A 24,820-nucleotide genomic window follows, 5' to 3' on the forward strand; every position below is an offset into this window, starting at 1 on the left:
ATCAGGTTGTGGTTTGTTAGCGTTAATTTTGCAGGATTTTCTGCCCTTTCATGGTGATGTTATTTGACGCAGTAATATCAATTTTTCCTGAGCCTTTTATAGAAATATCTTTACCTTCGATGTGTATGGTGCCGTCTTTTTTCATCGTAATGCTCGCACTCCCCGTCTTGATCGTCACTGAATCGCCCGCATCGATTACAAGATTCTTGCCCACTTTAAGAGAATCATCGCCCTTCACATCCGCGCTACGGTTGCCATCGACGCCCAGGGAATCATTGCCTTTCACACTCTTGGAGGCATTGCCGGAGACCGCTTCGCTTTGATTTCCGCCGACATTCGTAGATTGATTCGCTCCCACATCCGTACTTTGATTGGCACCGACATTGATGCTTTGATACGCGCCGACGTTGACGGTTTGATAAGCGCCAATGCCGACGGCCTGGAATGCGCCGATGCCGATTTCCTGTGCCGCACCGATGCCGATGGTCTCGTTTATCCCAACCGTGTGCGTTCGTTGCAAGGCGACAGATACAGTCTCACTGGCGCCAACCGATTTGGTTCTGTTGGCTCCGATAGCGATGCTTTCGTTAGCGCCCACTTGCTCGGTGCGATTGCTCCCTATGGCGATTGTTTCATTTACACCGACGGTCTCTGTCCGGTTATTACCGATTTTGATCGTTTCATCATGGCCTACATTTTCGCTGCGATCATGCCCGACTGATGTGGTCTCGTCGTTTTCTACGATATTGTTCTGGTCTTTTTCCGCATGAATGTAAAGCTCCTCGCTACCTTTTTTATCTTCCATGCGGATTTCATTAAAATTAGCGCCGCTTCCGCCCTTTGAACTGCGGCTTTTGATACCGCTTTGGGTTTTGTTGGCGGGTAAGGCGTAAGGCGGGGTTTGGTCGCCGTTGTATACGGCTCCGGTAACGATAGGCCGATCCGGATCGCCTTCTAAAAATTCCACGATCACTTCTTGGCCCAAGCGTGGAATATGGATGCCGCCCCAGGTTTTTCCGGCCCAAAGTTGGGATACCCTCACCCAGCAGGAAGAGTTTTCATTCTTTTTGCCGTAACGATCCCAGTGGAATTGGAGCTTTACCCGTCCATGCTCGTCGGTGTAAATCTCTTCCCCGGAAGGTCCGACGACCACAGCGGTCTGAGGCCCCTGGACAAACGGTTTAGGGGTAATGCGGCCGGGGCGGAAAGGGGTATTACTTTCAATTACCGAGAAACTATTGCTGTAGGCTGTGCTTTCAGTAGTTGATACCGCCTCATAACTGTTGGAGTGAACACTGTGCGTCAAAGAGGTCACCAAATACTCTCGATTTTGATCTTCGCGGGGATATTCAGTCAGGGAAAACAGGCCGCCGCAAATTAATTCCCGAACAATACTGTTTCCTTGAGCTTGCTCATATTGGGCGTGCAGCTCCTGAATGCGGGTTTTTGCGTAATTATTGCCATCCCCTGTTTCTACATACTCACCGGGATAATCATAGATTTCATGATTCGCCTCGCTATGCTCGCGTCCAATCGCGGCATTCACTTTGAGATCCGCTTTAGGACGAATAAAATCATATTCGTTCAAAGCATATCTACCGGGCTGAATTTGCTTGGTAAGATACCATCCATTAATGCACTCTTCTTCGCGCATCGCCTCATCATCCGGCGGGTAGTAAGGTATTTTTTCATGCCCGGAAATAAGTTCATGCGAACCAATGCCGTCAGCCAAATTCAAGGTATGTTTACCGTCTTCATGGATGAAATAGTAATAAATCCCCTCCTGTTCCATTAGACGACTGACAAAATTAAAGTCCGTCTCACGATATTGCACACAATAATCCCATTCCCGGTATGAGCCGCTCAGGTTATCCTTTACATCCGTATAACCGGAATCGGTAAAAACTTGCTTAATGATTGCGGGCACTGTTTTATTCTGAAAAATACGGCAATCGGCCCTCCGCGTTAAAAACCATAGCCAAGGATGTACCGTGGCAGAGTAGCGGGCGTAGCGCCCCTCATCAACGGATTGGGAAATGCTGCTGACGTAGCCGTTGAAATATCGCTTCTTGTCATTAGGAAGATTTAGACGAATTGTAATTTTCTGTCCCAACAAATCTTCGAATTTGATGTTTTCGGTACTAACCAGTTCCAAGTCGATAGTGAATAGGCGTCCCAACTCTTCGGTTATTGTCATGTCCCGAAGCAAAAGCACGTCTTCGCCGAGTGGGGTAACAATTTCTATTTCACGGTTTTTTTGAGTTACCGACATAATTCAAGACTCATCCGGGATTATTAGGGCACATAGAAAAAAGGATCGATTTCGCTCTGAATTCGTGATCGTTCAGCTGCTGATCCAGCCGTTGATCCCGCTGAAACTTTATAACCGCACGGCGCGTATATTGTCCAAAGACGCCATTTACTTTAAGTTGCGACAATGGCGTAACCAGCTGATTGAGCCGGTCTTTCAGTTCATTAATATTTTGAACCTGGGACTCCGACAATAGGATGTTAAATGCCATAACTTACTCCAGAATTAATGTCCGGCCAAAAACCATTAAATAAAGCGCGTCAACCCTGCCGCCGCTAACCGAATTCATAAGCAAAGCCGCCGTCCTTAACTTCAAGATGAATTTTCCCGATGTTCTCTCCGCTCATCATTCGATTTAAAAACTCTTGGCTGATCGCCGGTAAAACGGTATTCGTCAAAATCGTATCCACGACCCTGGCTCCGCTTTCAAGCTCGGTGCAACGCTCGGAAATCAGCTGTATGACTGTGTCATCATAAGTGAACGGTATGCGGTGATTTTCCTTGATCCTTTTTTCGATACGGCCCAATTGCAGCTTGATAATCGCTTTAAGCATCTCATCGCTTAACGGGTAATAAGGTATCGTCACCAGACGCCCCAGTAGCGCGGCCGGAAATATTTTCAGTAACGGTTCCCGCAAAGCCTTGGTAATCCCTTCCGGTTCCGGCATCAATTCAGGATCTTTGCACAGGCTCACAATCAAATCCGTGCCTGCGTTGGATGTCAGCAGGATAATGGTATTTTTGAAGTTGATATAACGCCCTTCCGCATCTTCCATCCAACCTTTATCAAAAACCTGAAAAAATATTTCATGGACATCGGGGTGCGCTTTTTCCACCTCATCCAGCAGAATCACGCTGTAAGGCCTTCGGCGCACCGCTTCGGTCAGGATGCCGCCCTCGCCATAACCGACATATCCCGGCGGAGAGCCTTTAAGTGTCGATACTGTATGAGCCTCTTGATACTCGCTCATGTTAATGGTGATGATGTTTTCTTCTCCGCCATAAAGAGCTTCGGCCAACGCAAGACCGGTTTCGGTTTTGCCCACGCCGGAAGGTCCGCACAGCATAAAAACGCCTATGGGTTTACCGGGATTATCCAGACTTGCCCGCGAGGTTTGAACCCGTCTGGCAATCATATCCAGGGCATGGCGTTGGCCTATCACGCGTTGATTTAACGTATCGCCCAGTTTAAGTATCGCTTCAATTTCATTTTTGACCATTCGCCCTACAGGAATACCGGTCCAATCAGCGACGACTGCGGCAATGGCCTGGCTATCGACGGTCGGAAAAATTAAAGGCCGCTCGCCCTGAATTTGAATGAGTTGATTTTGTAAATCTTTGAGCTGGCCGAGTAATTCAATGTGTTTACTTTCATCCATGGTTTCGGCGCTATCAGAATTTTGGATTATTTGATCCGGGCTGATGTTATCGGCAATGTTTTCTAATTTACTTTGGGTGCCTTCTACTTTATTTACGACACCCCGCAGCTTGGCTCTTAAATCAAGGATTTGCGTCACTAAAGATTTTTCGTTTTGCCAGCGTTGTTCCAGTTCGGTCAAACGTTGTTGTTCTTCAGCCAATTTTGTTTGAACATTGTTTTTGCGTTCTTCCGTCGCCATGCCGACGGCTGCTTCTCTATCAATAATTCCTGATTCGACATTGAGAGCCTCTATTTTTCGACGACAATCATCGACTTCTGCCGGAACCGCATATTGACTGATGGCCACTCGGGCGCAGGCGGTATCCAATACGCTGACCGATTTATCAGGCAGCTGCCGATCAGGAATATAGCGATGAGATAGCTTGACCGAATCTTCCAATGCTTCATCCAGTAATAAGATCTGATGATGTTTTTCCATGACGGATGCAACGCCACGCATCATTAGAAGCGCTTTTTCCTCAGTGGGTTCGTCAATTTTGACGACCTGAAAGCGGCGCGTTAAAGCGGGATCTTTTTCGAAATGTTTTTTGTATTCGGCCCAAGTCGTTGCCGCAATAGTCCTTAACGTGCCTCGAGCCAAGGCGGGTTTTAAAAGATTAGCGGCATCGCCTGTGCCCGCTGCGCCCCCTGCACCGATTAAGGTGTGAGCTTCATCGATAAATAAAATAATCGGCTTTTCCGATGCTTGAACTTCCTCAATGACTTGCCGAAGCCGATTTTCGAACTCGCCTTTCATGCTCGCGCCAGCCTGCAACAAGCCCAGATCCAAGGTGCGGATAGTTACTTCCAAAAGCGGCGGCGGCACTTCTCCAGCGGCAATGCGCAACGCAAATCCTTCTACTACCGCAGTTTTCCCAACGCCGGCCTCACCCGTCAGGATCGGATTGTTTTGACGCCTGCGCATCAGAATATCGATGACTTGCCGGATTTCCTCGTCTCTGCCGACAATCGGGTCTAGCTTTCCTTGTCGGGCATTTTCCGTCAAATCGACTGAAAATTGCTGCAATGCCTGTTGTTTACCCATCTGCGCAGGCGGCATGGCTCCCGAGTATTCACCCGGTGCCGCAGCACCTGCCAGTTTGGAGCCGTCATGCGCCTGCAATGCATCTTCCGGAGAACCGGAAACAATCGAGGAAAACGCTTCCAACAGCGTATCGGTATTGATTTTTTTGAACTGACTGGAAATAGCGTTCAGGGAATTTCGTAAGTCGGACGTTTTAACGATGCCGACCATCAAGTGACCGGTTCGAACCTGGCTGCTTCCATATTTAAGACTGGCATATAACCAACCTTGCTCAACGGTCTGTTCAACGTGAGCCGAAAGGTCGGAAATCGAAGTGGAACCCGCAGGCAAACGATCTAAAGCCTCGGTAAAATCACGCGCCAAATGAGAAGGATTCAGTTCGAATTTTTTGATTATGCGGTGAAAATCCGAATCCTGTAACTGGAGTATTTGGTATAACCAATGCACCAGTTCCACATAAGGATTACCCCGCATTTTACAAAACACGGTCGCACTTTCTATGCCTTTGTAAGCCAGATTATTGAGCTTGCCAAACAAAGCGGTGCGGCTGATTTCTGTCATAACAGCATCTCCCTGTTGAGATACAAATCATTGGGATCGGATTCCCTAGCACCGGCTTGCAGCCAGCTTGTCCAGCCGAGCCGACTATATCGGCCCAGCTGCGCGGAAGGCACTTCATCTTTTTTTATAAGCAGGTTTACGTCCCAGTTAAATTCAAACCCAATATAATTGCTGACAAGGTCGAGCAGGCTCTTCAATCTATTCCCTGTAGGCAGCAAACTTTCATAGTCTTGTAGCGTTAAGGGCCCCATCGCGATGCGAAATTTAAATTGGCATTGCCAACTTTTTACGCCGATCACGGTCGAGATCCCAAGTTGTCCTGTTGATTCCGTTCTGTTCAGGTAGCAGTAACTGTCTTTCGGTATCTCCAGCCACTCGCCGACGAACTCCTGTATTTCGACAGCAACCTTAAAATAATCATTGAGGATAAATTTCAATCCCTCGCTATGATGCGTTTGACAACCCAAATGCGCGGCGAAATGTAGTTTTGTATGATCGCCAATGGCGTCACGTTGCCGAAGGGATACATCGCCCAAGCCCAGCAACGATCCGACATAGAGCATAAATTTATCTTTTTCCGGCCTATCCAGCTGAACGGTAGGTTCCTTATCAGCCCAGGCACGATAAAACAGGCACAATAAGCGATGATGAAACATATCCGCAAAATCGGCTAAAGCCGAATCTTTGGCGTTTCGCAGGCGATTTCTTGCATATTCCGTCAAATGCAGGGGCAACGGCCCATTAGGGCCAAACACCCCAAAAAATAAGACCTTAAGCTGTGCCGCCTGAATACCATCATGGACGAATGAATCTAAAGTCGAAGCTGCAAACTGAAGACTTGGGGCTTGCCCTAACCTGACGGGATCATCCTTGGGACGCGCCGAATAGCCGATTCGAGGATTATTTTTGTACAAGCATTCTAACTGGCGCAAAGCCTCATAGAAGCCGAATTTATAAGGCTCACTAGCCAAATCGACTAATACATCTAAACCAGTGTTCGAGTCCCAGTCCTGACCGGCCATCTCATAATCTCCCCACGTTTTTTTGTTTTTATGACTGTCTGAGTAAAGCTGTTAATAGACACATACTTACAAAAAAAATTTTCCAAAACAGCGCCTAACAAAAAGCTGCTCGCCCCTTCAAAAGCCGAATCGTCAAAAGTAACGGTTATCTCCACCCCTCTCCCAAAACTCATTGGCCCCGAAACAGGAACACGAAGCACCACAGAATGGCTATTGACCGCTAAAAGGCCTTCGATTTGCTTAGCAACAAAGGCATCGGCGTATTCCCCATACAGCCTTAATAAATCGCGCAGAGCCGTTGCGCCTTGAGTCTCGTCATTATTAACCAGGGACAGATAATTCAACGACAGATGGCTGATCAGTCGCCAGGCATGCTCACCCTCGGCATGACTGGGTTTGGGATCAGTCGGCCTAACCAGGCAACAGACTGCATCGACAGGCGCGCTGATTTCCAAGGTAAAGTCAGTCGCGCCCTCGCCCACCAGCATCAACTTTGGCAGATCGCGATTTGTGCATAAGACGTTGGCGCCCAGCTGTTTTAAGTCACTCCGGTAAGGCGTTTCGCCCGCATCCACTAATGAAATAAAAATCTCGCTCCCAAGGTAATCCGATTTTATTTTGTTACCCGCATTGACCGGAGCCAAGGTAGGCTGGCGGCTTAAGGTGTAGTAAGCGAAATCGCCTTGAAGCCCCATTTCCTGCTGATTTGAATAAAACGGTCGAAAGGTTTGTTCGTCCGCATCCGCAGAACCATACCCTGTTACGTTCAGAACAGAATGTATCTCAAAATCGTATTGCCTGGTTTTATCTGCAACAAGTCGATGTTCTGTGCTCAGGTGACTCAAATGAACTCTATCAGTTCTCTTGGGAAACAAATTAATCGCCGGCGTGCAATAAAGTGCAAAATTATCGGCGCTCGCGAGTTCTTCCATTTCCGGAATGGATTTATCCAATAAAATCACTAATTCTAAAGCGGTCTGGCTACACCGCTTCACTGCGGATTGAAGATCTCCTATTTCAACAAATAAGAACCTTTGGGGAAGAGCAAAATATTCCTGTAATAACCGATACCCTTGAAATGATGGCGCGGTATAGGGCAATAAAGCATGTTCAGGTTTAAAACCCATGGGCTTGACGGCCGATTTGCCCAGTTGTTGCCGCCATGCAGGAGTTTGCCCGGACGGTTGAATCACGACAGCCAAAGTGTGGCCGACGATCAACTCATAGAGTTGCAATGGAACTGCACCGCTGCCGTGCAGATAGACGGGTAACCGATCTATGCCGAGCTTTTGGAAAGGCATATCCAGTACTGTTTCCAAACGCAAACGAAGGCCTGCTTCGACACCTTTGATTCCCAATCCGGCATAGCGAACCGCCTCGCCCAAAGGCAAGTAACCGGCTTCGGTCAATTGTAGAGGCCATAGCTTTAACTCGTGCGCCGTTTGAAACTCGCATTTTGTTCGGCCTTGGACACTGGAATTACTTATTAATCGGGTGTGCCTGGACAATACAAACCCATTCTCTGTCACGCCCCCGTTAAGATCGGGTTTAAATTGCACGACAGCCATCGACGGTAACGGCGACAAATAGTGTGGGTAAACCATCTCCAGCAAATGCTGAGTGAATCGAGGAAACTCGGCTTCCATTTTCAATTGAATGCGAGCGGTTAGGAAAGCGAAGCTTTCCAAAAGACGTTCGACATACGGATCAGCGCATTCGGTACCGCCCAAATCGAGTCCGGCAGCGATTTTGGGGTGACTCTTGGCAAACTCCATGCCCATCTCCCGAATGAACTGCAATTCCCTCTGGTAATGTTCGATCAGCCGGGGATTCATAGCAGTTCCGCAGGTCGATAATCATAGACCGATACATTCCCGCTTTCCAATTCGAATTCGGTGCGTAAATGCAGATGCAGCGGCTGCGGTTCCGCCCACAGCTCGCCTTCGATTTCGAATACCAAGGCATTATGGTCAAATAGGGTCTTATCCGCTATCACCCGCACCGTTAACGTATTTCGGATAATGCGCGATTCAAAATTAACGATCACCTGTTTCAGTAAGCGTTCCATAAAGCGCACATCGAAACCCGATACTGTTTTACCGGTCAGATCCGGCATGCCATAATTCAGCACCGAACAGGCAACGTCAGGATAGCCGTCTAAATCCTCTTGAGGCGCATACTGGCTGGCATTTAACAGCCAGTCCAAATCCCGTTTGACACAGGCGCGAATTTCTTTCAAAGAGCTTACCGACGTGGTCAAGACGCTGTATTCCGCACGCACTTGATCGAGTTGCTGTTGTAATTGCCGCCGTTGTTGCCGGCTTTGTTCCGACTCGGAAGCTGACGGTTTCTGCAACAGTTCGGCTAGGGATTTTTCGATGCCCTGGATTTTTTCTTTCTGTATGCGAATCGAATTATTAATCGGGTCGTCGTCGGTCAAACGATCGAGCAACGAAGGCAAAAAGCGATTTTTTGGCAGCGACCTAGCCACCTGAATGCTCCACTGCCGGTTCGTCTGCGACATTGAATTGAATGGAACGCACATCCAGCACCGCATAATCAGACGATTCGGTGGTCAAGGTTTTTTGCCCTATGCCCAAAAACAAACCGTTACCGCAATCCTGCCAAGCGGTTTTGCGCGATAGCGCTAACAGCGAGTCGTCATTGTTATAAGATTCAGGATAGCGCGCTGGTATCACACCATAGCTTTCACCGCCGTTAGTCCAGGTAAAATGCGCCGGCAACCATACCACGTCTCTTAGGTCGACAGGCTTTTCGATGTTTATCGAGCGGATGCGCTGCAACGGCACCCAAAAATAACCGCCTTCCAGCATTGCTTCAAATACCGGACCCAATCGCGGGTCGCTGTCGGCCAGCCAATCGAAGGCGATTTCATCGATGCTGCCGGAAACCGTTGGCGCTAATTCGAAGGCTTGTTCACGAAGATCTTGAGATTTTGAGTACTGGTCTTCGGCCGTCAATTTAAGCGCCTGAATCGATAAGGCAAGCCATTCCTCCGGTTGACCGAACACCACGGGATCGCGCCGCCCAAGAAAAACCTCTTCCCTGAAACGCTCGCAGGCGATTACTTGCCGGTACATCGCGGCCATCGCCAGGGCCGCGTCGTCCAGCTCGGCGGCAGCGTTCAATTGCGTTAAGGCCCGGTCCCATTGGCCCAATACCGATAATAACTGAAACAGAAAAACGCGGTACTCGGCTTTGGCGGGCTGCGTCCGCACCTGTCCCTGAAGTTGCTGTAATGCGGCATTTAAATCGCCTTGTTTAACATACTCATCTGCTGTCATTTTACACACCGATTTTGAGTACTTCGAACCAAAGCAGACTGATTTGCCAGCCTCTACCTTGGACTTGCATTACAACCGTTAAAGGTTGCTATTCCGGCTTATTAGTTTCTATATTCCATTTTTTCGGGCCGGATTTGTCGCCAGCGGAACCATCATTCTTAACTGCTGTGTAAGTCCAGCTGATAATGTCAAACGCGAAAGTAACTGTTTCTTGAGGCTTATCTCCACCGCCACCGATTGAAATTGAGGAAATCATGACATTTTCCAGCTCACATTTGTAATAACACACTTTAGAGCCAGTCTCTTGGCAAACTTCAAGCACCAGTTTTGCGATATGTTCTCCTTTAGCGCAATGAATGTTCAGATCAACGCTCGACTTATCAACAAACTTGGTGATAGTAAAATCTTGAAAATTCGCCCGCGATTTCGCACGGCCACCAGTCCCGCTAGGGCCGGATACCGGTTGCGCTACGCCATGACTGAAGCTAAGCACTTGGATCCAATCTTTATGAGCGTCATCTGTAGACTCGCCTTTGATGGGCTCTATTTGCAAATAAGTATTTGTAGCCATAATAATTCACCTAAATTTGTAAAATTCAAAAAGATGTTATTTCGGATCCTGCTAATTAACACTCAGGAACAGCTTTGAAAGATCTTCTGCCACTCTAATCCCTATAATCGAACGCTCTTTCCAGCAAAACTAATGTTTTATTTTTTCTCTGAAGGAAGCTTGGAAACCAGTCGTAATGATACCGTCAGCCCCTCAAGCTGGTAATGCGGCCTTAAAAAGAACTTCGAGGTGTAATAGCCTGGGTTTCCTTTTACTTCTTCCACAACCACTTCCGCCGCCGCCAGCGGTCTGCGCGCCTTGTCTTCTTCGGAAGCAGTCGCCGGATTCGACTCGACATAGTTGCTGATCCATTTATTCAGCCATTTTTCCATATCGTCGCGCTCTTTAAAGGAACCGATTTTATCCCTGACGATACATTTCAAATAATGGGCAAAACGACAAACCGCGAACAGATAAGGCAGGCGTGCAGCTAGATTGGCATTGGCCGTCGCATCGGGATCGTCGTATTCGAAGGGCTTTTGGAGGGACTGGGCGCCGATAAACGCGGCGAAATCCGAGTTTTTTTTATGCAGCAACGGCATAAACCCGTTTTTGGCGAGTTCGGCCTCGCGGCGGTCGCTGATCGCTATTTCGGTCGGGCATTTCATGTCTACGCCGCCGTCGTCGGTCGGGAAAGTGTGTGTCGGCAAACCCTCTACTGCGCCGCCGGACTCAATGCCACGGATGCGCGAACACCAGCCGTAAAGTTTGAATGCCCGGTTGATATTGACCGCCATCGCATAGGCGGAATTGGACCAGGTGTATTTATTATGATCGGCGTGTTCGACATCTTCCTCGAAAGCAAACTCTTCTACCGGAGCTGTCTTTGCGCCATACGGCAATCGCGATAAGAAGCGCGGCATGGTCAAGCCGATGTACCGTGAATCTTCCGCTTCCCGCAACGAACGCCAAGAAGCATATTCAGGGGTTTGAAAGATTTTGGTCAGATCGCGGGGATTGGATAACTCCTGCCAGGATTCCATATTCATCAATGTCGGCGCCGCCGCAGCGATAAACGGCACATGGGCAGACGCCGCAATTTCGGCGATACCATTCAGGAACTCGACATCGGTCGGGCGGTGATCGAATTCATAATCGCCTAATAAGCAACCGAAAGGTTCGCCGCCGAATTGTCCGTACTCATGTTCGTAGATTTTTTTAAAGACCGGGCTTTGATCCCAGGCCGTTCCTTTGAACTTCTTCAAGGTACTGTGCATATCTTTTTTGGAAATATTAAGCACCTTGATCTTTAACATTTCGTCCGTTTCGGTGTTATTGACCAGATAGTGCATTCCGCGCCAGCTTCCTTCGAGTTTTTGGAAGTCCGAATGATGCATGATCCGGTTCACTTGGTCGCTTAATCGCTTATCGATTTCAGCGATGATAGCCTCGATCGACTTGACGGCATCGTCGGAAATCAGATTGGTTTTCGCCAGCGCCTGTTCCGCCAAAGTTTTGACCGCATCTTCGACGGCTTCCTTAGCTCGATCCGACTTCGGTTTAAATTCTTTTTGCAATAGCGCGGCGAAATCGCCGCTTTCTACGGTTTCGGTCGGCGCTGTGGCAGCGGCTTCGGTTGCTTGGGTTTCGATTTCGGCCATCGTTAACCCTCCTGTGTTTTGCCGGGCTCGCCGGTTTTAGGTGTTTCGGCAGCAGGATTGGGCGCTGATGCCAGCGACTGTAACAAAGCGGAATCGTTTAACGCCTTTGCAATCAGTTCCTCTGCGCCGCCTTTGCCGTCCATATAAGTCAGCAGGTTGGATAGCTGGGTGCGCGCCTTAAGCAACTGGTTAAGCCCGTCAACCTTGCTCGCCACGGCACCCGGCGCAAAATCATCCATGCTTTCAAAGGTAATGTCGACACTTAAATTACCTTCACCGGTCAATACGTTCGGCACTTGAAACGCTACTCGCGGTTTCATTTTTTTTAAACGTTCATCGAAATTATCAACATCGATTTCCAGAAAATCCCGGTCAGCTACCGGAGCCAATGGGTCTGCCGGTTTTCCCGATAAATCAGCCATCACGCCCATCACAAAAGGCAGTTGAATTTTTTTCTCTGCGCCGTAAAGTTCAACGTCATATTCAATCTGTACTCTTGGAGCTCGGTTGCGGGCAATAAATTTTTGACTGCTTGCTTTTGCCATTTTTTTATACCTTTCGCTTAATAGTTACAGATTCAGTTCGTTCAAACGCTTCTATTTCTTGGGTTAGTTTTTATTTTGTTTTTGTACACCGCAAATATTTTCCGCCTGACTGACCGCATCAGGCGTAAGGTCCTGCAAAATTTCCATGAAATTCATTGAGAGCAGTTTTTTTGCCCGTTGCAAAAGAAAAGGAACGGGGCTGGAAGGTTCGTAACGTTCAAAATATTTTGAAATCACATCAATTGCAGAAACGACTTCTTCGCGAGTATGTATGCCATTACTCTTGATTGTCGCATCGCCTGCAGTTACTAAACCGGCAGCAGGAGCCAAGTCATCAGTTCCAGAAGTGTTCTGTTCAAGCGCTAAAGCTTCATTTAGTTTAATTTTTTCGTCTAATAAGGTTTGGATGCTTTTCAATAAAGCGACCAAGCGGGAAATATCCGGCGTATTTTCAGATCCGGCCTTATCAGAGGCTATGGCTATAATGCCTTCGGCTTGCTCTACGGCATGCTTAACAGTTTTTTGTTGATATTTCAGAATTTCAAGCTTGGCATCTTTGAACGCTGCATCAATAGTAGCCAGTTGATCAGATGCCTTTTTTTTCGCTTCTTCCAAGGTATCTGGTATATCCTTCTCTGATTCTCTCTTTAAATTTAACGATTGTTCATAGGCCTCTTGAGTCATATGACTTAAGGCATCGACTCTGTTTTTCGAGGTTTCAATTTGATTCCAGGAAAAATTGCCAAGCTTTGAGTTAGTAAGAGGAATTTCTGAAAGAGGGCCAAGAATTTTTTTGTAATCATTCAGTGTGCATAGCGTATTCATGCGTTGCACGGGATAGTCATCTTCAGGATCATTGCGGGGATAGACATCATCCCAATGCTTTTGCAACAATTCCCGAATAAGTGTCAATCCATTGTCCAGCCCGATAAAACCATCAATATGGACCAGTGCATAAGTCAGATGCATAACGACTTGAATATCCCGACTGCGTTCCAATAACGCTAAGGCTAAATCGCAAACTTTTTTCCAGTCAGGCTCCTTTGCCGGGACTTTTAAATCGCCTATCTGACGCTCAGCGGTTCCTTTAGCTTCCAGCTCCAAAGTGGCAAAATCCGAATCAGTCTCAAGATTTTCGCCACATGGAGATCCGGGAGCTATGTCTTTAAGGTAATGTTCCAAAGCTAAGTCAGACAATGCTTTCACCTTTTTTCAAAATTCGACAACGTTCGATGCCACGAGAATCTTTAAAAATGCATGAGTCGGAGTATCTCTTGTTTGCTAAGCCTGATAAATACGTATAAATACCGATTTAGTGTCGTTCGACAGTAACTTCTCATTATCCATAGGCTGCATCAGAATCGAATCGATTAGGCAAAGAATGCAGGCGAGCCGCGACACGAAGCATAAAACTTCGTATCTTCGTGGTGATCAGCTTTATGAGTTGGCAGGAATTATTTACATCCCCGTAGTTGTACGTATTTATCAGGCTTGGCAAACAAGAGATACTCCAGAATGAATCATTTACTGGGTCCTGTAGCGTCTGATTGACGTTTAAGTTTTATATCTAATCACAGACTAGAGCCAACTTTTCATGAGACTAAATAGACCTATATCTAATTAGATGAAACTTACTTTAAGTGTCATATCTTTTGCCGGAGCGGATGTTAAAAGCTCTAAAAAAATTACGCTCAATCAAGAAACTGCTTCACTTGGGCGAACAGAAGACAATGCGCTTGTTTTGCCCGATCCCAACAGATACGTATCCGGGCATCATGCTTTAATTGAATATCGCTCTCCTGATTATTTCATCAAAGATACCAGCGCCAACGGCGTCTTAATCAATAACTCCAAAACCCCACTAGGAAATGGCAACAGTACAAAACTTGACGATGGGGATCTCCTCACCATTGGCGATTACATTCTCGAAGTAAAGCTTGAAGGTGATTTTTTTGAGGCCGATTCTCAAACAATTCCGCCTTTTTCAGATACCTCATTTACCGCCATCGATTCAGATGCGATTCAGGGGATGATAGATAAAAACGACTTAATCCCTTCCAGCGAGAGAAGTTTTAGAGAACAACTGATTGACCCATTCGATCTTCCAGATAGTCCGATTCCTAAGAAAATCTATCCATCTGAAAGTGATTATGAGCATATTTCACCTTATGCAGAAGCTTTATCCTGCCTTTCAGAACGGACAACTGAGTTAACCGATGTTAAACCGGCATCTGACATTCCTGCCGATATTTTTTCTGAAGATTGGTATCTGGATAAAAAAGACAAGCCGCAACCCTCTGAGACTGCCGCTACCCAGGCTCAAATTCAGACAGAAATAAAACCCGCAAAACCGGAGAACAAACAAGAGGAACTACCGGCTCCGCAAAAATCCGATACGGCAAGTGCCTTTGAAGAGGAATTAATACAAAGCTTCCTCCGTGGCGCCCAACTTGAACAGGGCAAGTTCAGAGAATCAATCGACCCTGAGACTTTTTTTATTATCGGCGCAATATTGAGGGCAGCCATTCAGGGAACGATGGATGTGTTAATCGGCAGAGCCAAAATCAAAAACGAAATGCATTTGGATGTAACTATTATTAGGGCCAAACAAAATAATCCGATTAAATTTTCAGTCAGTGTGGATGAGGCTCTGGTCAAATTATTGTTGCATAAAGAGTCCGGCTACATACCGCCGAAAGAAGCTATTGAAGAAGCTTTTGATGACATACGGGCTCACCAGTATTCGGTCATAGCCGGTATGCAATCAGCCTTGCTGACCGTGCTTAAACGGTTTGACCCGCAAAAGCTGGAAGAACGCTTACAAAGGCTAAGCCCTATAAGCGCAAGCATTCCGATTCATAAACAGGCCAAATTATGGAATTTATTTGAACAACTGTATGAGGACATTAAACAAGAGGCTGAAGATAATTTTTATCATCTATTCGGCCAAGCATTTGCGGAAACTTATGAGCAGCAAATGCAAAAATTGAAATCTGCAAAAAAAGATATTTCAAATGAAATTTGATAACCATTCAAGGCGCTTAGTTATGAAAGCTACAACAGTCGTTTTTTTTATGGTCGTACTGATTTTGTCCAGCTGTAGTTCGGCTCCCGAAAAACCGGCAGCTGCTCCAGAGCTTCCCCCTCGAATTGTTCAAGTCAACATGATTGTGTCTGAACAGGCTAATCCAGACGTGGATGGACGCCCATCACCGATTGTCATGCGAATCTACGAACTTAAAAATCTCGGCAAATTCGAAGGGGGTGATTTTTATCAATTGTTTGAAAATTATGATGCTCAGCTGGGTCCTGAATTAATAGTATCCGAGCAATATCATTTAAAACCCGGCGAAGTTAAAAAGATCAAACGGACTTTATCAGCCGACACCCAATATGTAGCGGTCTCGGTAGCCTTTCGCGACCTAAATCAAGCGATATGGAAAGACTCAATTCGGGTAACCGATGACAAATCCACTGATTTATTAGTTTTGATAGAAAAGCTGAATACCAGTATTTGGAAAAAATAACCGTTGTAAACTGCTTGGGGTAAATCAATATGTCGCAGAATAACAAAGTGATCTGGACAGAAGGAATGTTCCTTCGCCCTCAACATTTTCAACAACAGGATCGTAATTTCAAAAGCTGGATCGAAAACCGTTGTAGCGGCTTGCAAATTTACAGTTGGGGATTGACAGTTCTCGAGTTGGACCAACAAATGCTTGCTTTAGGCAAGATTGTCTTAGCATCTTGCCAAGGCGTATTTCCGGATGGCTCGCCTTTTAACATACTTGATCAAAATTCCCCGTTAGCACCGCTGGAAATTCCGCCTGATACATTAAACGAAATCATCTACTTATCGTTACCGGTTCGCAGATCTGCCGGGAAAGAATTAACATGGGACGACAATGTAGATGAACTGAGCCGATATAAACTCAAAGAAATTGACGTCAAAGATACGCATACCCAGTTCGACCAAGACAGCATAACCATTCAAAGTGGCGAACTATGGCCGCGTTTACGGTTATCGAGTCAAAATCAAGATGCCTTTGTGGCTATCCCCATAGCTAAAATCATCGAAGTAAAAACAGACAAACACATAATCCTGGATAAGTCTTTTATACCCACATGCTTAAACATTGGCGCATCAAATCAGCTTACCAATTATGCGAAAGAAATTGAAGGTATGCTGCATCATCGGGGAGAGGCGATTGCACAGCGATTAGGATCGCCCGGAGCAGGTGGAACCGCTGAAATAGTAGACTTTTTATATCTACAGATTATCAATCGCTACGAACCTCTGTTTAGTCATTTCAATTCGGTAACCCGGTTGCACCCCGAACGGCTTTTCAGTAACCTGATTCTAATGCTTGGGGAACTATCAACTATCACCCAAACCAATCACCGGCCCATTGGATTGCCTGCTTATGTACACGAAGATTTAACTAAAAGTTTTGAACCGGTAATAGCCGAGCTCCGAAAAGCGTTAAGCTGGGAACCAACTTACCGGGCAATTCCTATTCCGCTGGAAGAACATCCTCACCAAATAAGAACAGCCATCATAGCTGATCGCCAATTACTGAATACAGCTGATTTTATTCTTGCTGTCAACGCAGATATCCCGACCGACAAGTTACGCAGTCAGGTCCCCAGGCAAACCACTATCGCAACCGTTGAAAAGCTTCGTGATCTTGTTATGTCGCAAGTAACAGGCATTAAACTGAATGCATTAGCAGCTGCACCCAGGCAAATTCCCTTCCATAAAGGCATGACCTATTTTGAGTTAGATAAAAACCATAGTCTTTGGAAAGAACTTGAAACAAGCGGCACTATCGCCATGCATTTTTCAGGCGACTACCCTGGACTTGAACTTGAGTTTTGGGCAATAAGAGGATAACCCATGGCTTCTGACGACCCTTTCTTATCACCGCAGCAATCTGACGATAGAACGATTATTCGTCCGATACCGGGAGGCAAACGTTCGGATCTCCGTTACTCTTCGCCCCCCCCCCCCGAAACAGACAGTAGTGTATCTCCACTGCCCAGGCTTGGTCGTTTAAACCCTCTTGAAAAGGCTTCTTCCGGTCTTCTGGCATTGTTAACGCGTTTAAACACATCCAAAAAACAATCGGATACGGTTGGTTTAAAAAACAAAATAATCAAGGAAATTCAGCAATTCCAGATTAATGCACAATCTGCGGGAATAGACCAGGACACTACATCCAGCACCAGTTATGTGCTCTGTACCGTCCTGGATGAAGCCGTGTTAAATACGCCGTGGGGCAACAACAGCGGATGGGCGCAACAAAGCTTGCTGAGCTTATTTCATAAAGAAGTTTCCGGCGGCGAGCGCTTTTTTGATTTGCTTAAATCGTTAGCGCAAAATCCGGCGAAAAATCGAAATTTGCTGGAATTGATGTACTTATGCCTGGCTTTAGGTTTCGAAGGGCGTTACCGCATTATCGAAAATGGGAAAAATAAACTCATCAGCATCCGGGAATGGCTTTACCAAATCCTGCAAAAAGAAAGAGGCATTGCCGATACGACGCTATCGCCCCATTGGCAAGGTATAACCGACCGCCGTAACCCCTTGATGAGGCTGATACCTTTATGGGTTTTTGGGGCGGTGGCTGCTGGTTTGCTTGCAATCATGTTCAGCGTTTTTTTGTTTAATTTAAACACCGCGTCTGACCCGGTCTTTAGGCAAATATACTCCATAAAACCCTCTAAAACAGAAGTCATTGAAACAGAAACGGAACCTTTGCCCGCCCCCAAACTTTCACTATCGATTCTGCTGGCTAATGAAATCAGTCAAAACTTGGTCAAGGTCACCGAGTCATCGCGGCAAAGCACAATAACCCTTCCGAGCGATAATTTATTTAGTTCCGGCAGTGCTGCCGTTAATCAAGGCATCATGATCTTATTAGATCGAATTGCAGAATCTTTAAATCAATTGCAAGGCCAGGTTGTGATTACCGGGCATTCGGACAACGTCCCCATCCGAAGTGCGCGCTATCCGTCCAATTGGCACTTATCCCAAGCCAGAGCCGAGGCAGTAGCTGATGTCATCAAACAAAAACTGGCTGCCCCGGACAGAATAGTTATAGAAGGGAAATCGGATTTGGAGCCAATCGCCTCGAATGCAACGCCTGAAGGGAGATCAAAAAACAGGCGGGTTGTCATTACATTATTAAAATAACGAGCGCCTGTTTAAAGCAATTTTTAGAAGACAACGGTTAGCTTAAATGGGCACTTCAAGCGGCTGCCTGGAACTAATCAGGTAATGATCGACTAAGGATCTAAGGATATGATGAAGCTATTGAATTTTATTAAGCAACGCTGGTTTGTTTCTTTACTTGGCATCATAGCTCTAGCTTTGTTTATCTGGTTCATAGGTCCTTTATTCGCTTTCGCCAAATATGAGCCCTTAGAACCCGAAACTCATCGTATTTATTTAATTTCAGCTTTCTTCGCGATTTGGTTAACTATTCAGATTTGGAGTTTTTTTAAAGCAAGAAATCAAAATAACCAAATTTTGTCGGCATTGGCAACGACCTCGGAACCCAGCCTTAGCCCGGAGCTTCAAGCATCTAAAGAAGAAATCGAAACGTTGAAAGATCGTTTGCAGGAAGCACTGGAAATCCTAAAAAAAACACGCTTAGGCGGCCGTACCGGACAGCAGTTTCTATATCAATTGCCTTGGTATATTATTATTGGTCCGCCGGGTTCCGGCAAAACGACTTTGCTCAAAAATTCCGATCTGAAATTTCCCCTTTCCGATCATTATGGAAAGGATGCCATTCGGGGTGTAGGAGGTACTCGAAATTGCGATTGGTGGTTTGCTGACGAAGCGGTTTTACTTGATACCGCAGGACGCTATACCACTCAGGACAGCCATGGAAAAGTCGATCAGGCCGCTTGGTTGGGTTTTCTCGATCTGCTTAAAAAACATCGCAGCAGAAGACCCATCAACGGGGCTGTCATTGCCGTCAGCATTACTGATTTACTGGAGCAAAACAAAGCCCAGCAGCAAGCATTGGCGCAATCGATTCGAAAACGCATACAGGAGTTGCACGAGCATTTTAATATGCGGTTCCCGGTTTATGTCTTGTTTACCAAATGCGATCTACTGGCCGGGTTTATGGAATTCTTTGATGATCTTGATCGGGAAAAGCGCGCTCAAGTCTGGGGCATGACATTCCCGTTAAACGAAAATACAAAAGAAAATATCGTAGATCAATTCCCCTCTGAATTTGAACTTCTTGAAAAACAATTACAAAATCAACTTATTGACAAACTGGAACGGGAACGTGGTTCGGAAAGGCGCAATCTGATTTACACTTTCCCACAACAATTCATTTCTCTTAGCGAAGTCATTAAGCCGTTTCTTGATGAAATCTTTCAACTATCGCGCTATGAATATCCCGCCATGGTTCGGGGCGTCTATTTCACCAGCGGCACTCAGGAAGGCTCACCCATAGACCGAATCATGGGTTCTTTAGCTAATAATTTCGGCTTGGATCGTCAGAATCTTACGCCTATCGCCAGTCCGGGCAAAAGCTTCTTTATCAATCGATTATTAAGCGATGTTATTTTCGCAGAATCAGGATTAGCCGGCAGCAATCTCAATCTGGAGAGTAAGCGAGCATGGTTGCAAAGAGGAGCGTTCTTATCCGTGTCCGCATTGGCCTTATTGATGGCAACTATCTGGGTAAGCAGTTTTGTAAGAAATAAAATTTACATTCAACAGGTGGCTGAACAAGCGAAAGAGGTGCAACAGTCCCTCAAAGCTGTTGATCCCAACCAAACTGACTTATTATCGATCTTGGGCATTTTAGATAAAACCAGGGAGATTTCGGGCGGTTATGCTGATCAGACTGAGGGAACCCCGTGGTCTTTAAATTTTGGTCTTTATCAGGGCGACAAACTTGGCAAGGCGGCCATAAAGCTTTACCAAAACTTACTGAAGGAGGTTTTTTTACCCGGTTTGATGCTTCGAATTGAACAACAAATACAAAATAATACCAATAATACCGACTACCTTTACGAAGCGCTTAGGGTCTATCTGATGCTTTCTTATCCTGAACATTATAATCCTGAGGCAATCCGGACATGGATAACACTTGATTGGGAACATAATTTACCGCTTGAAGTAACTAATGAGCAAAGACAGGCGCTAACCGGGCACTTGGATGCCTTATTGGATTTCCGCCCTACTCCCCTGCCCCGTCCATTAAACACTAAGTTGATAGCCGGCTCGAGAGCATCACTTGAAAACACCCCCGTCGCTAAAAGACTTTACTCTCGTTTGAGATTGGAATTAAGCAACATTGAAATCCCTGATTTTCGTGTAAGTGAAAAAGCGGGCCGTGATGCTACTTTGGTTTTATCCAGTAAAAGCGGCAATCCTCTTACAAAGGGCATTCCCGGTTTATTCACCTGTTCCGGATACCGTGATGTCTTTTTAAAACATGTTGACCGCTTAATCGATCAGTATTCCGAAGAAAATTGGGTAATTGGAATGACAAAACAAGAAAAATTATCCGATCAAGAACTTAAGTTATTGGGCGAAAATGTTTTTAAACTTTACCTGGAAGATTACATTAAGACATGGGACGCTTTGTTGGATGATATACAGATCACACCGTTTTCCGGCCAAACCCAAATGGTTGAGGTTTTAAATATCGTTTCATCCGACAATTCGCCTTTACGGCTTTTTCTTGAAGCCGTTGATCAGGAAACCAGTATGAGTTGTCTGGTAAAAAAAGATAAATCTTTATTAGATAAAGCTAGCGACAAACTGACAACTGCAAAATCGACACTGGACACCATTATAAGCAGCACAACCGAATCAAAGGTTGTCATGCCTCCCGAAATAACCACAAATCTGGTGACCAATCATTTCAAAGATCTGCATGACTTAGTACAAAGCGAAAATGAATCACCCTCGGCGCTTAAGCGTTCCCTTTCACTGCTCAACGAACTTTATGTTTATCTTAACTCCTTATTACACGCCAGTGGCGATGAGCTTGTTGGAGAGCAAAGAAAACAGATCGTCCAAATTGTCGAAAAAGTAAAAATGGACGGCAAGCGAGCTCCTTTTCCTGTTAGCCGCATGATGGAAAATATCGCCGAGGGAAGCCAAAACTTAGTCAGCGGAGGAGTCAGAAAACAGTTAAACGCCATGTGGCAATCATCGGTCCTGCCATTCTGCCAAAAGGCTATACAGGGACTTTACCCCATTGCAAAAAGCTCGCGGGAAATTACTTATGAAGATTTCACCTATTTTTTCGGACCCAACGGTTTAATGGATGAATTTTTCAACAAATACCTCGTTTCCTCAGTTGAAAAAGGCGGACAAAATTGGCAATGGAACAACCGGGACGAAGGAGGATCAGGTATATCTTCCATGGCAATAAAGCAATTCCAAAGAGCCGATACCATTAAAAACACTTTTTTCCGCATGGGCAAACAATCTCCAGCGGTTAGTTTTAAACTTAAACCAATTTCTATGAGTCCGGACATTACCCAATTTATATTGGATGTTGACGGGCAAATACTGACCTATGCGCACGGCCCGGTTAGGCCTGTTTCAATGAAATGGCCTGGGCCTAATGATTCAGGGCAAGTCAGAATACAATTATTGCCCCCCCTGCAAGGCACATCCGGAATTTCTAAAGAGGGCCCCTGGGCCTTGTTTCGCCTTTTTGATGAGGCACAAATATCCCGCACGTCTAATCCTGCCATTTTTATCATGACATTTAAAATTCAGGGACGCGAAGCAAAATTTGAATTACAAGCCAGTAGTGTGGTTAATCCATTTCAATTACCAGACCTTCAAGCTTTCCAATGTCTACAGAATTTATAGTACCCGGTTATTATGGAAAAGTGCATACCCATGGAGACTTTGTCGGCAGAGGCCTGCCTGGAAGTTTCATAGATCCCTGGGATGCCTGGTTACAAGAGGCTATCATCACCAGTCGTCAGCAATTAGGCGATGATTGGCTCAACTATTATTTGACTAGCCCGCTATACCGTTTTGTATTGTCGCCTGGAATATGCGGCAAACAGGGGTGGCAAGGCGTTTTGATGCCTAGCGTAGACAAAATCGGCCGTTATTATCCGATGACCGTCAGTCATATGGACAAACTAAATATAAATCCTTTTATTGCTTTGCAAATAAGAAACAAATGGTTTGCTTCCATAGAAAAACTTGTGCTTTCGTGTTTAGAGGATAGTTTTGACTTAGAAAAATTTAACCATAGTTTAAGCCAGTTAATATATGAGCCTGAAGACCGCATGGCTGAAACAGAACAATCGTTGATTCCAATACCTGAAAATACATTTCACCATGCCTGGCAACAACCCTTGAAATCAATTGAATCAATCCCGGGCCTGCTGCCCTATATTTTAGACAATACACTCAAAGAACATTGTTTTGCCTATAGTCTGTGGTGGACTCAAGGTTCAGAGCAGGTCTCTCCATCATTATTGATCTGCGAAGGTCTCCCACATTTTGAGGGTATGGCTGCCTTGTTTGATGGAAACTGGCAAAAATGGGGATGGGAGGGGCAACGCTATCCCATCCTACCTTTTGGAAGTCGCTGATATGACTGATTTTACATGGAATTCGTATGGATTGACGCATATTGGTAAGAAGCGAAAAATCAATCAGGATGCCTTTTTAAATCTGCCGAATAAACAATTATGGGTAGTTGCTGACGGAATGGGCGGACACAAAGCCGGTGAAGTCGCAAGCGCCTCGATAATCAATAGCCTGGAAGCGCTCATACCCGAGCAGACCATCGGCTCAACAGTTAAGAAAATATATAGTGCCTTGCTTAAAGTTAATCAAAAGTTGCTCAATCTGGCAGCCGAAGGCGGGGATAATGAAATTATCGGTAGCACAGTGGTGATTTTATTAGTCTGTCATCAATATTGCGTATATTTATGGTCTGGAGACAGTCGTATTTATATTTTTCGGAAAGGAGTGCTAAAACAAATATCCCGTGACCATAATAATAAATCCAGACTACTTGCTGAAGGTTCCAGCATTAAAGAAGTCAAAGCTTACCCTTTTTCGCAAATACTGACTCATGCTATTGGAGGGGAAGAAAATTTGTACTTGGATGCTCAAATTCAGGAAATAAGGGATGGAGATATCTTTCTTCTTTGTAGCGACGGCTTAAATAAAGAAGTATGTGATACAGAAATAGAAAGCATACTTAAAAAGGCATCCATTGAGGAAAGTCTCATTCAGTTAATAGAGTTAGCATTGGAGCGAGAGGCGCAAGACAACATATCTATAATTTTGACACAAGCTTCCAAGCCGAATGATTGACGGCTCAATCAATGGCTGGAAAACGGCGTCTAAATTTTGCCAGTTTTACAACAAAAGAACGTTTAATTTTTCCAGCAGCTAGAGCAATTAGCTGCTATCTAAGGACAGGTGTTTTTGTAAAACAGCGTGGAAAAATGGCCAAGGAATCAGGGAAAACAGCGTCGAAAATGATGAGGTTGCTGCCACAAGCCGGGCAGGTAATTTCTTGATAACAGGTCATACTCGATATTATATGTGCAATTCACATATTTGACCCATTACCGAAAACTGTTCCACCCTGATATGTGTCATGATCCGGTATTTTGCCGGAGAAACCTTGGGTGTTGTTTATGGATTTTATTGCCGAAATCAGAAGGCGTCATTTTATAAGCGGTGAGGACACCAGCTTCATCGCAAGATCATTAAACCTGTCTCGTACCACCGTTCGCAAACATTTATTAACGACTGAAGAACCCGTTTATCATCGAAAAATTTCAAATTTTCTCAAAGCTGGGTGATTTTCAGGATCGCTTGAAACAATGGCTGGAAGTAGAATCTCGGCTTCCGAAAAAACAACGAAGAACTGCGCAACGTTTGTTTGAAGGCCTACAGGCAGAAGGCTATCGGGGCGCCTATGACAGGGTGCAACGTTATGTGAAGGATTGGAAACTCGAACAGAAAATAACACCTGCTCTCACCAAAGTCTTTATTCCTTTAGCCTTTCCCCCAGGAGAGACATGCCAGTTTGATTGGAGCGAAGAATTTGTCGAGTTAGGCGGGATTGGCAGGAAGATCAAGGTGGGTCATTTTCGTCTTTCCTATAGCCGTAAAATGTTTGTAGTGGCCTATCCTTGTGAAACCCAGGAAATGGTAAGGTACTCCCCATTGTCCAGACCAAATAATCATGGAATTAAGATAGAGCTGGATTGATAAAAAGTTGTTATTTCCGTTTCTTCATGACGCTTGGCCAAATACACATCAGCTGGCGTCCGATAGTCTAATGACTGATGAAACCGCTCATGGTTATATGTTCGGCGACAATTACCCTGTCCGGTCGGCGACAACTATCTTGACCGGTTGACC

20 protein-coding genes are annotated in these 24,820 nt (G+C 45.5%); 9 read left to right on the top strand and 11 right to left on the bottom strand.

Annotation, left to right across the window (positions count from 1 at the left end; genetic code table 11):
• Positions 1–22 precede the first annotated feature (22 nt).
• The 11 genes from V7051_RS09010 to V7051_RS09060 form a co-directional block, all read right to left on the bottom strand.
• Positions 23–2,272, bottom strand: a complete 2,250-nt coding sequence (locus V7051_RS09010) for a type VI secretion system Vgr family protein (protein ID WP_333874598.1) — start codon at positions 2,270–2,272, stop codon at positions 23–25.
• Between the two features lie 10 nt (positions 2,273–2,282).
• A complete protein-coding gene (locus V7051_RS09015; protein ID WP_333874597.1) occupies positions 2,283–2,522 on the bottom strand; it encodes a peptidoglycan-binding domain-containing protein in 240 nt (79 codons plus the stop codon).
• Between the two features lie 64 nt (positions 2,523–2,586).
• Positions 2,587–5,337: a type VI secretion system ATPase TssH gene (gene tssH / locus V7051_RS09020; RefSeq protein ID WP_333874596.1), complete on the bottom strand. Its 2,751-nt coding sequence runs from the start codon at positions 5,335–5,337 to the stop codon at positions 2,587–2,589.
• On the bottom strand, positions 5,334–6,359 hold the full coding sequence (gene tssG, locus V7051_RS09025; protein ID WP_333874595.1) for a type VI secretion system baseplate subunit TssG: 1,026 nt from the start codon (positions 6,357–6,359) through the stop codon (positions 5,334–5,336). The genes tssH and tssG overlap by 4 nt, the downstream gene beginning before the upstream one ends.
• On the bottom strand, positions 6,323–8,194 hold the full coding sequence (tssF, locus tag V7051_RS09030; protein WP_333874594.1) for a type VI secretion system baseplate subunit TssF: 1,872 nt from the start codon (positions 8,192–8,194) through the stop codon (positions 6,323–6,325). The genes tssG and tssF overlap by 37 nt, the downstream gene beginning before the upstream one ends.
• On the bottom strand, positions 8,191–8,850 hold the full coding sequence (tssE, locus tag V7051_RS09035; RefSeq protein WP_333874593.1) for a type VI secretion system baseplate subunit TssE: 660 nt from the start codon (positions 8,848–8,850) through the stop codon (positions 8,191–8,193). The genes tssF and tssE overlap by 4 nt, the downstream gene beginning before the upstream one ends.
• Entirely contained in the window at positions 8,843–9,664 is an 822-nt protein-coding gene (locus V7051_RS09040; RefSeq protein WP_333874592.1) for a type VI secretion system accessory protein TagJ, read from the bottom strand. Before V7051_RS09040 ends, tssE begins: the two co-directional genes overlap by 8 nt.
• An 88-nt stretch (positions 9,665–9,752) precedes the next feature.
• Positions 9,753–10,235, bottom strand: coding sequence for an Hcp family type VI secretion system effector (locus V7051_RS09045; protein WP_333874591.1), 483 nt, complete (start codon positions 10,233–10,235; stop codon positions 9,753–9,755).
• A gap of 137 nt (positions 10,236–10,372) precedes the next feature.
• Complete coding sequence (gene tssC, locus V7051_RS09050) at positions 10,373–11,875, bottom strand: type VI secretion system contractile sheath large subunit (RefSeq protein ID WP_333874590.1); 1,503 nt, start codon at positions 11,873–11,875, stop codon at positions 10,373–10,375.
• A 2-nt stretch (positions 11,876–11,877) separates the two neighbouring features.
• Positions 11,878–12,420, bottom strand: coding sequence for a type VI secretion system contractile sheath small subunit (tssB, locus tag V7051_RS09055; RefSeq protein WP_333874589.1), 543 nt, complete (start codon positions 12,418–12,420; stop codon positions 11,878–11,880).
• 63 nt (positions 12,421–12,483) lie between these two features.
• Positions 12,484–13,626: a type VI secretion system protein TssA gene (locus V7051_RS09060; RefSeq protein ID WP_333874588.1), complete on the bottom strand. Its 1,143-nt coding sequence runs from the start codon at positions 13,624–13,626 to the stop codon at positions 12,484–12,486.
• A gap of 418 nt (positions 13,627–14,044) precedes the next feature.
• Here V7051_RS09060 and tagH point away from each other — a divergent pair, with 418 nt between their 5' ends.
• The 9 genes from tagH (at position 14,045) to V7051_RS09105 (ending at position 24,667) form a co-directional block, all read left to right on the top strand.
• Positions 14,045–15,445, top strand: coding sequence for a type VI secretion system-associated FHA domain protein TagH (tagH, locus tag V7051_RS09065; protein ID WP_333874587.1), 1,401 nt, complete (start codon positions 14,045–14,047; stop codon positions 15,443–15,445).
• Positions 15,435–15,947: a type VI secretion system lipoprotein TssJ gene (gene tssJ, locus V7051_RS09070; RefSeq protein ID WP_333874586.1), complete on the top strand. Its 513-nt coding sequence runs from the start codon at positions 15,435–15,437 to the stop codon at positions 15,945–15,947. Before tagH ends, tssJ begins: the two co-directional genes overlap by 11 nt.
• A gap of 29 nt (positions 15,948–15,976) precedes the next feature.
• A complete protein-coding gene (gene tssK / locus V7051_RS09075) occupies positions 15,977–17,314 on the top strand; it encodes a type VI secretion system baseplate subunit TssK (RefSeq protein WP_333874585.1) in 1,338 nt (445 codons plus the stop codon).
• 3 nt (positions 17,315–17,317) lie between these two features.
• Positions 17,318–18,616 carry a type IVB secretion system protein IcmH/DotU gene (gene icmH, locus V7051_RS09080; RefSeq protein ID WP_333874584.1) on the top strand — a complete coding sequence of 433 codons (1,299 nt, stop codon included), beginning with the start codon at positions 17,318–17,320 and terminating at the stop codon, positions 18,614–18,616.
• A 108-nt stretch (positions 18,617–18,724) separates the two neighbouring features.
• Complete coding sequence (tssM, locus tag V7051_RS09085) at positions 18,725–22,285, top strand: type VI secretion system membrane subunit TssM (protein WP_334168735.1); 3,561 nt, start codon at positions 18,725–18,727, stop codon at positions 22,283–22,285.
• Positions 22,267–23,025 (top strand): type VI secretion system-associated protein TagF, encoded by a 759-nt coding sequence (gene tagF / locus V7051_RS09090; RefSeq protein ID WP_333874582.1) that lies wholly within the window; start codon positions 22,267–22,269, stop codon positions 23,023–23,025. Before tssM ends, tagF begins: the two co-directional genes overlap by 19 nt.
• Position 23,026: 1 nt before the next feature.
• A complete protein-coding gene (locus V7051_RS09095; RefSeq protein WP_333874581.1) occupies positions 23,027–23,758 on the top strand; it encodes a PP2C family protein-serine/threonine phosphatase in 732 nt (243 codons plus the stop codon).
• An 11-nt stretch (positions 23,759–23,769) separates the two neighbouring features.
• A complete protein-coding gene (locus V7051_RS09100) occupies positions 23,770–23,967 on the top strand; it encodes a hypothetical protein (protein WP_333874580.1) in 198 nt (65 codons plus the stop codon).
• A 301-nt stretch (positions 23,968–24,268) separates the two neighbouring features.
• Entirely contained in the window at positions 24,269–24,667 is a 399-nt protein-coding gene (locus V7051_RS09105) for a hypothetical protein (protein ID WP_333874579.1), read from the top strand.
• Positions 24,668–24,820: the final 153 nt, after the last annotated feature.

Origin of the sequence: Methylobacter sp. (assembly GCF_036845245.1) — a bacterium.
Taxonomy (GTDB): Bacteria; Pseudomonadota; Gammaproteobacteria; order Methylococcales; family Methylomonadaceae; genus Methylobacter_A.

Bases quoted from the DNA above. Each gene is read 5' to 3' on its own strand.
- V7051_RS09010 (WP_333874598.1), bottom strand. From the start codon at position 2,272: ATGTCGGTAACTCAAAAAAACCGTGAAATAGAAATTGTTACCCCACTC.
- V7051_RS09015 (WP_333874597.1), bottom strand. From the start codon at position 2,522: ATGGCATTTAACATCCTATTGTCGGAGTCCCAGGTTCAAAATATTAAT.
- tssH (WP_333874596.1), bottom strand. From the start codon at position 5,337: ATGACAGAAATCAGCCGCACCGCTTTGTTTGGCAAGCTCAATAATCTG.
- tssG (WP_333874595.1), bottom strand. From the start codon at position 6,359: ATGGCCGGTCAGGACTGGGACTCGAACACTGGTTTAGATGTATTAGTC.
- tssF (WP_333874594.1), bottom strand. From the start codon at position 8,194: ATGAATCCCCGGCTGATCGAACATTACCAGAGGGAATTGCAGTTCATT.
- V7051_RS09040 (WP_333874592.1), bottom strand. From the start codon at position 9,664: ATGACAGCAGATGAGTATGTTAAACAAGGCGATTTAAATGCCGCATTA.
- V7051_RS09045 (WP_333874591.1), bottom strand. From the start codon at position 10,235: ATGGCTACAAATACTTATTTGCAAATAGAGCCCATCAAAGGCGAGTCT.
- tssC (WP_333874590.1), bottom strand. From the start codon at position 11,875: ATGGCCGAAATCGAAACCCAAGCAACCGAAGCCGCTGCCACAGCGCCG.
- tssB (WP_333874589.1), bottom strand. From the start codon at position 12,420: ATGGCAAAAGCAAGCAGTCAAAAATTTATTGCCCGCAACCGAGCTCCA.
- tagH (WP_333874587.1), top strand. From the start codon at position 14,045: ATGAAACTTACTTTAAGTGTCATATCTTTTGCCGGAGCGGATGTTAAA.
- tssJ (WP_333874586.1), top strand. From the start codon at position 15,435: ATGAAATTTGATAACCATTCAAGGCGCTTAGTTATGAAAGCTACAACA.
- tssK (WP_333874585.1), top strand. From the start codon at position 15,977: ATGTCGCAGAATAACAAAGTGATCTGGACAGAAGGAATGTTCCTTCGC.
- icmH (WP_333874584.1), top strand. From the start codon at position 17,318: ATGGCTTCTGACGACCCTTTCTTATCACCGCAGCAATCTGACGATAGA.
- tssM (WP_334168735.1), top strand. From the start codon at position 18,725: ATGATGAAGCTATTGAATTTTATTAAGCAACGCTGGTTTGTTTCTTTA.
- tagF (WP_333874582.1), top strand. From the start codon at position 22,267: ATGTCTACAGAATTTATAGTACCCGGTTATTATGGAAAAGTGCATACC.
- V7051_RS09095 (WP_333874581.1), top strand. From the start codon at position 23,027: ATGACTGATTTTACATGGAATTCGTATGGATTGACGCATATTGGTAAG.
- V7051_RS09100 (WP_333874580.1), top strand. From the start codon at position 23,770: ATGGCTGGAAAACGGCGTCTAAATTTTGCCAGTTTTACAACAAAAGAA.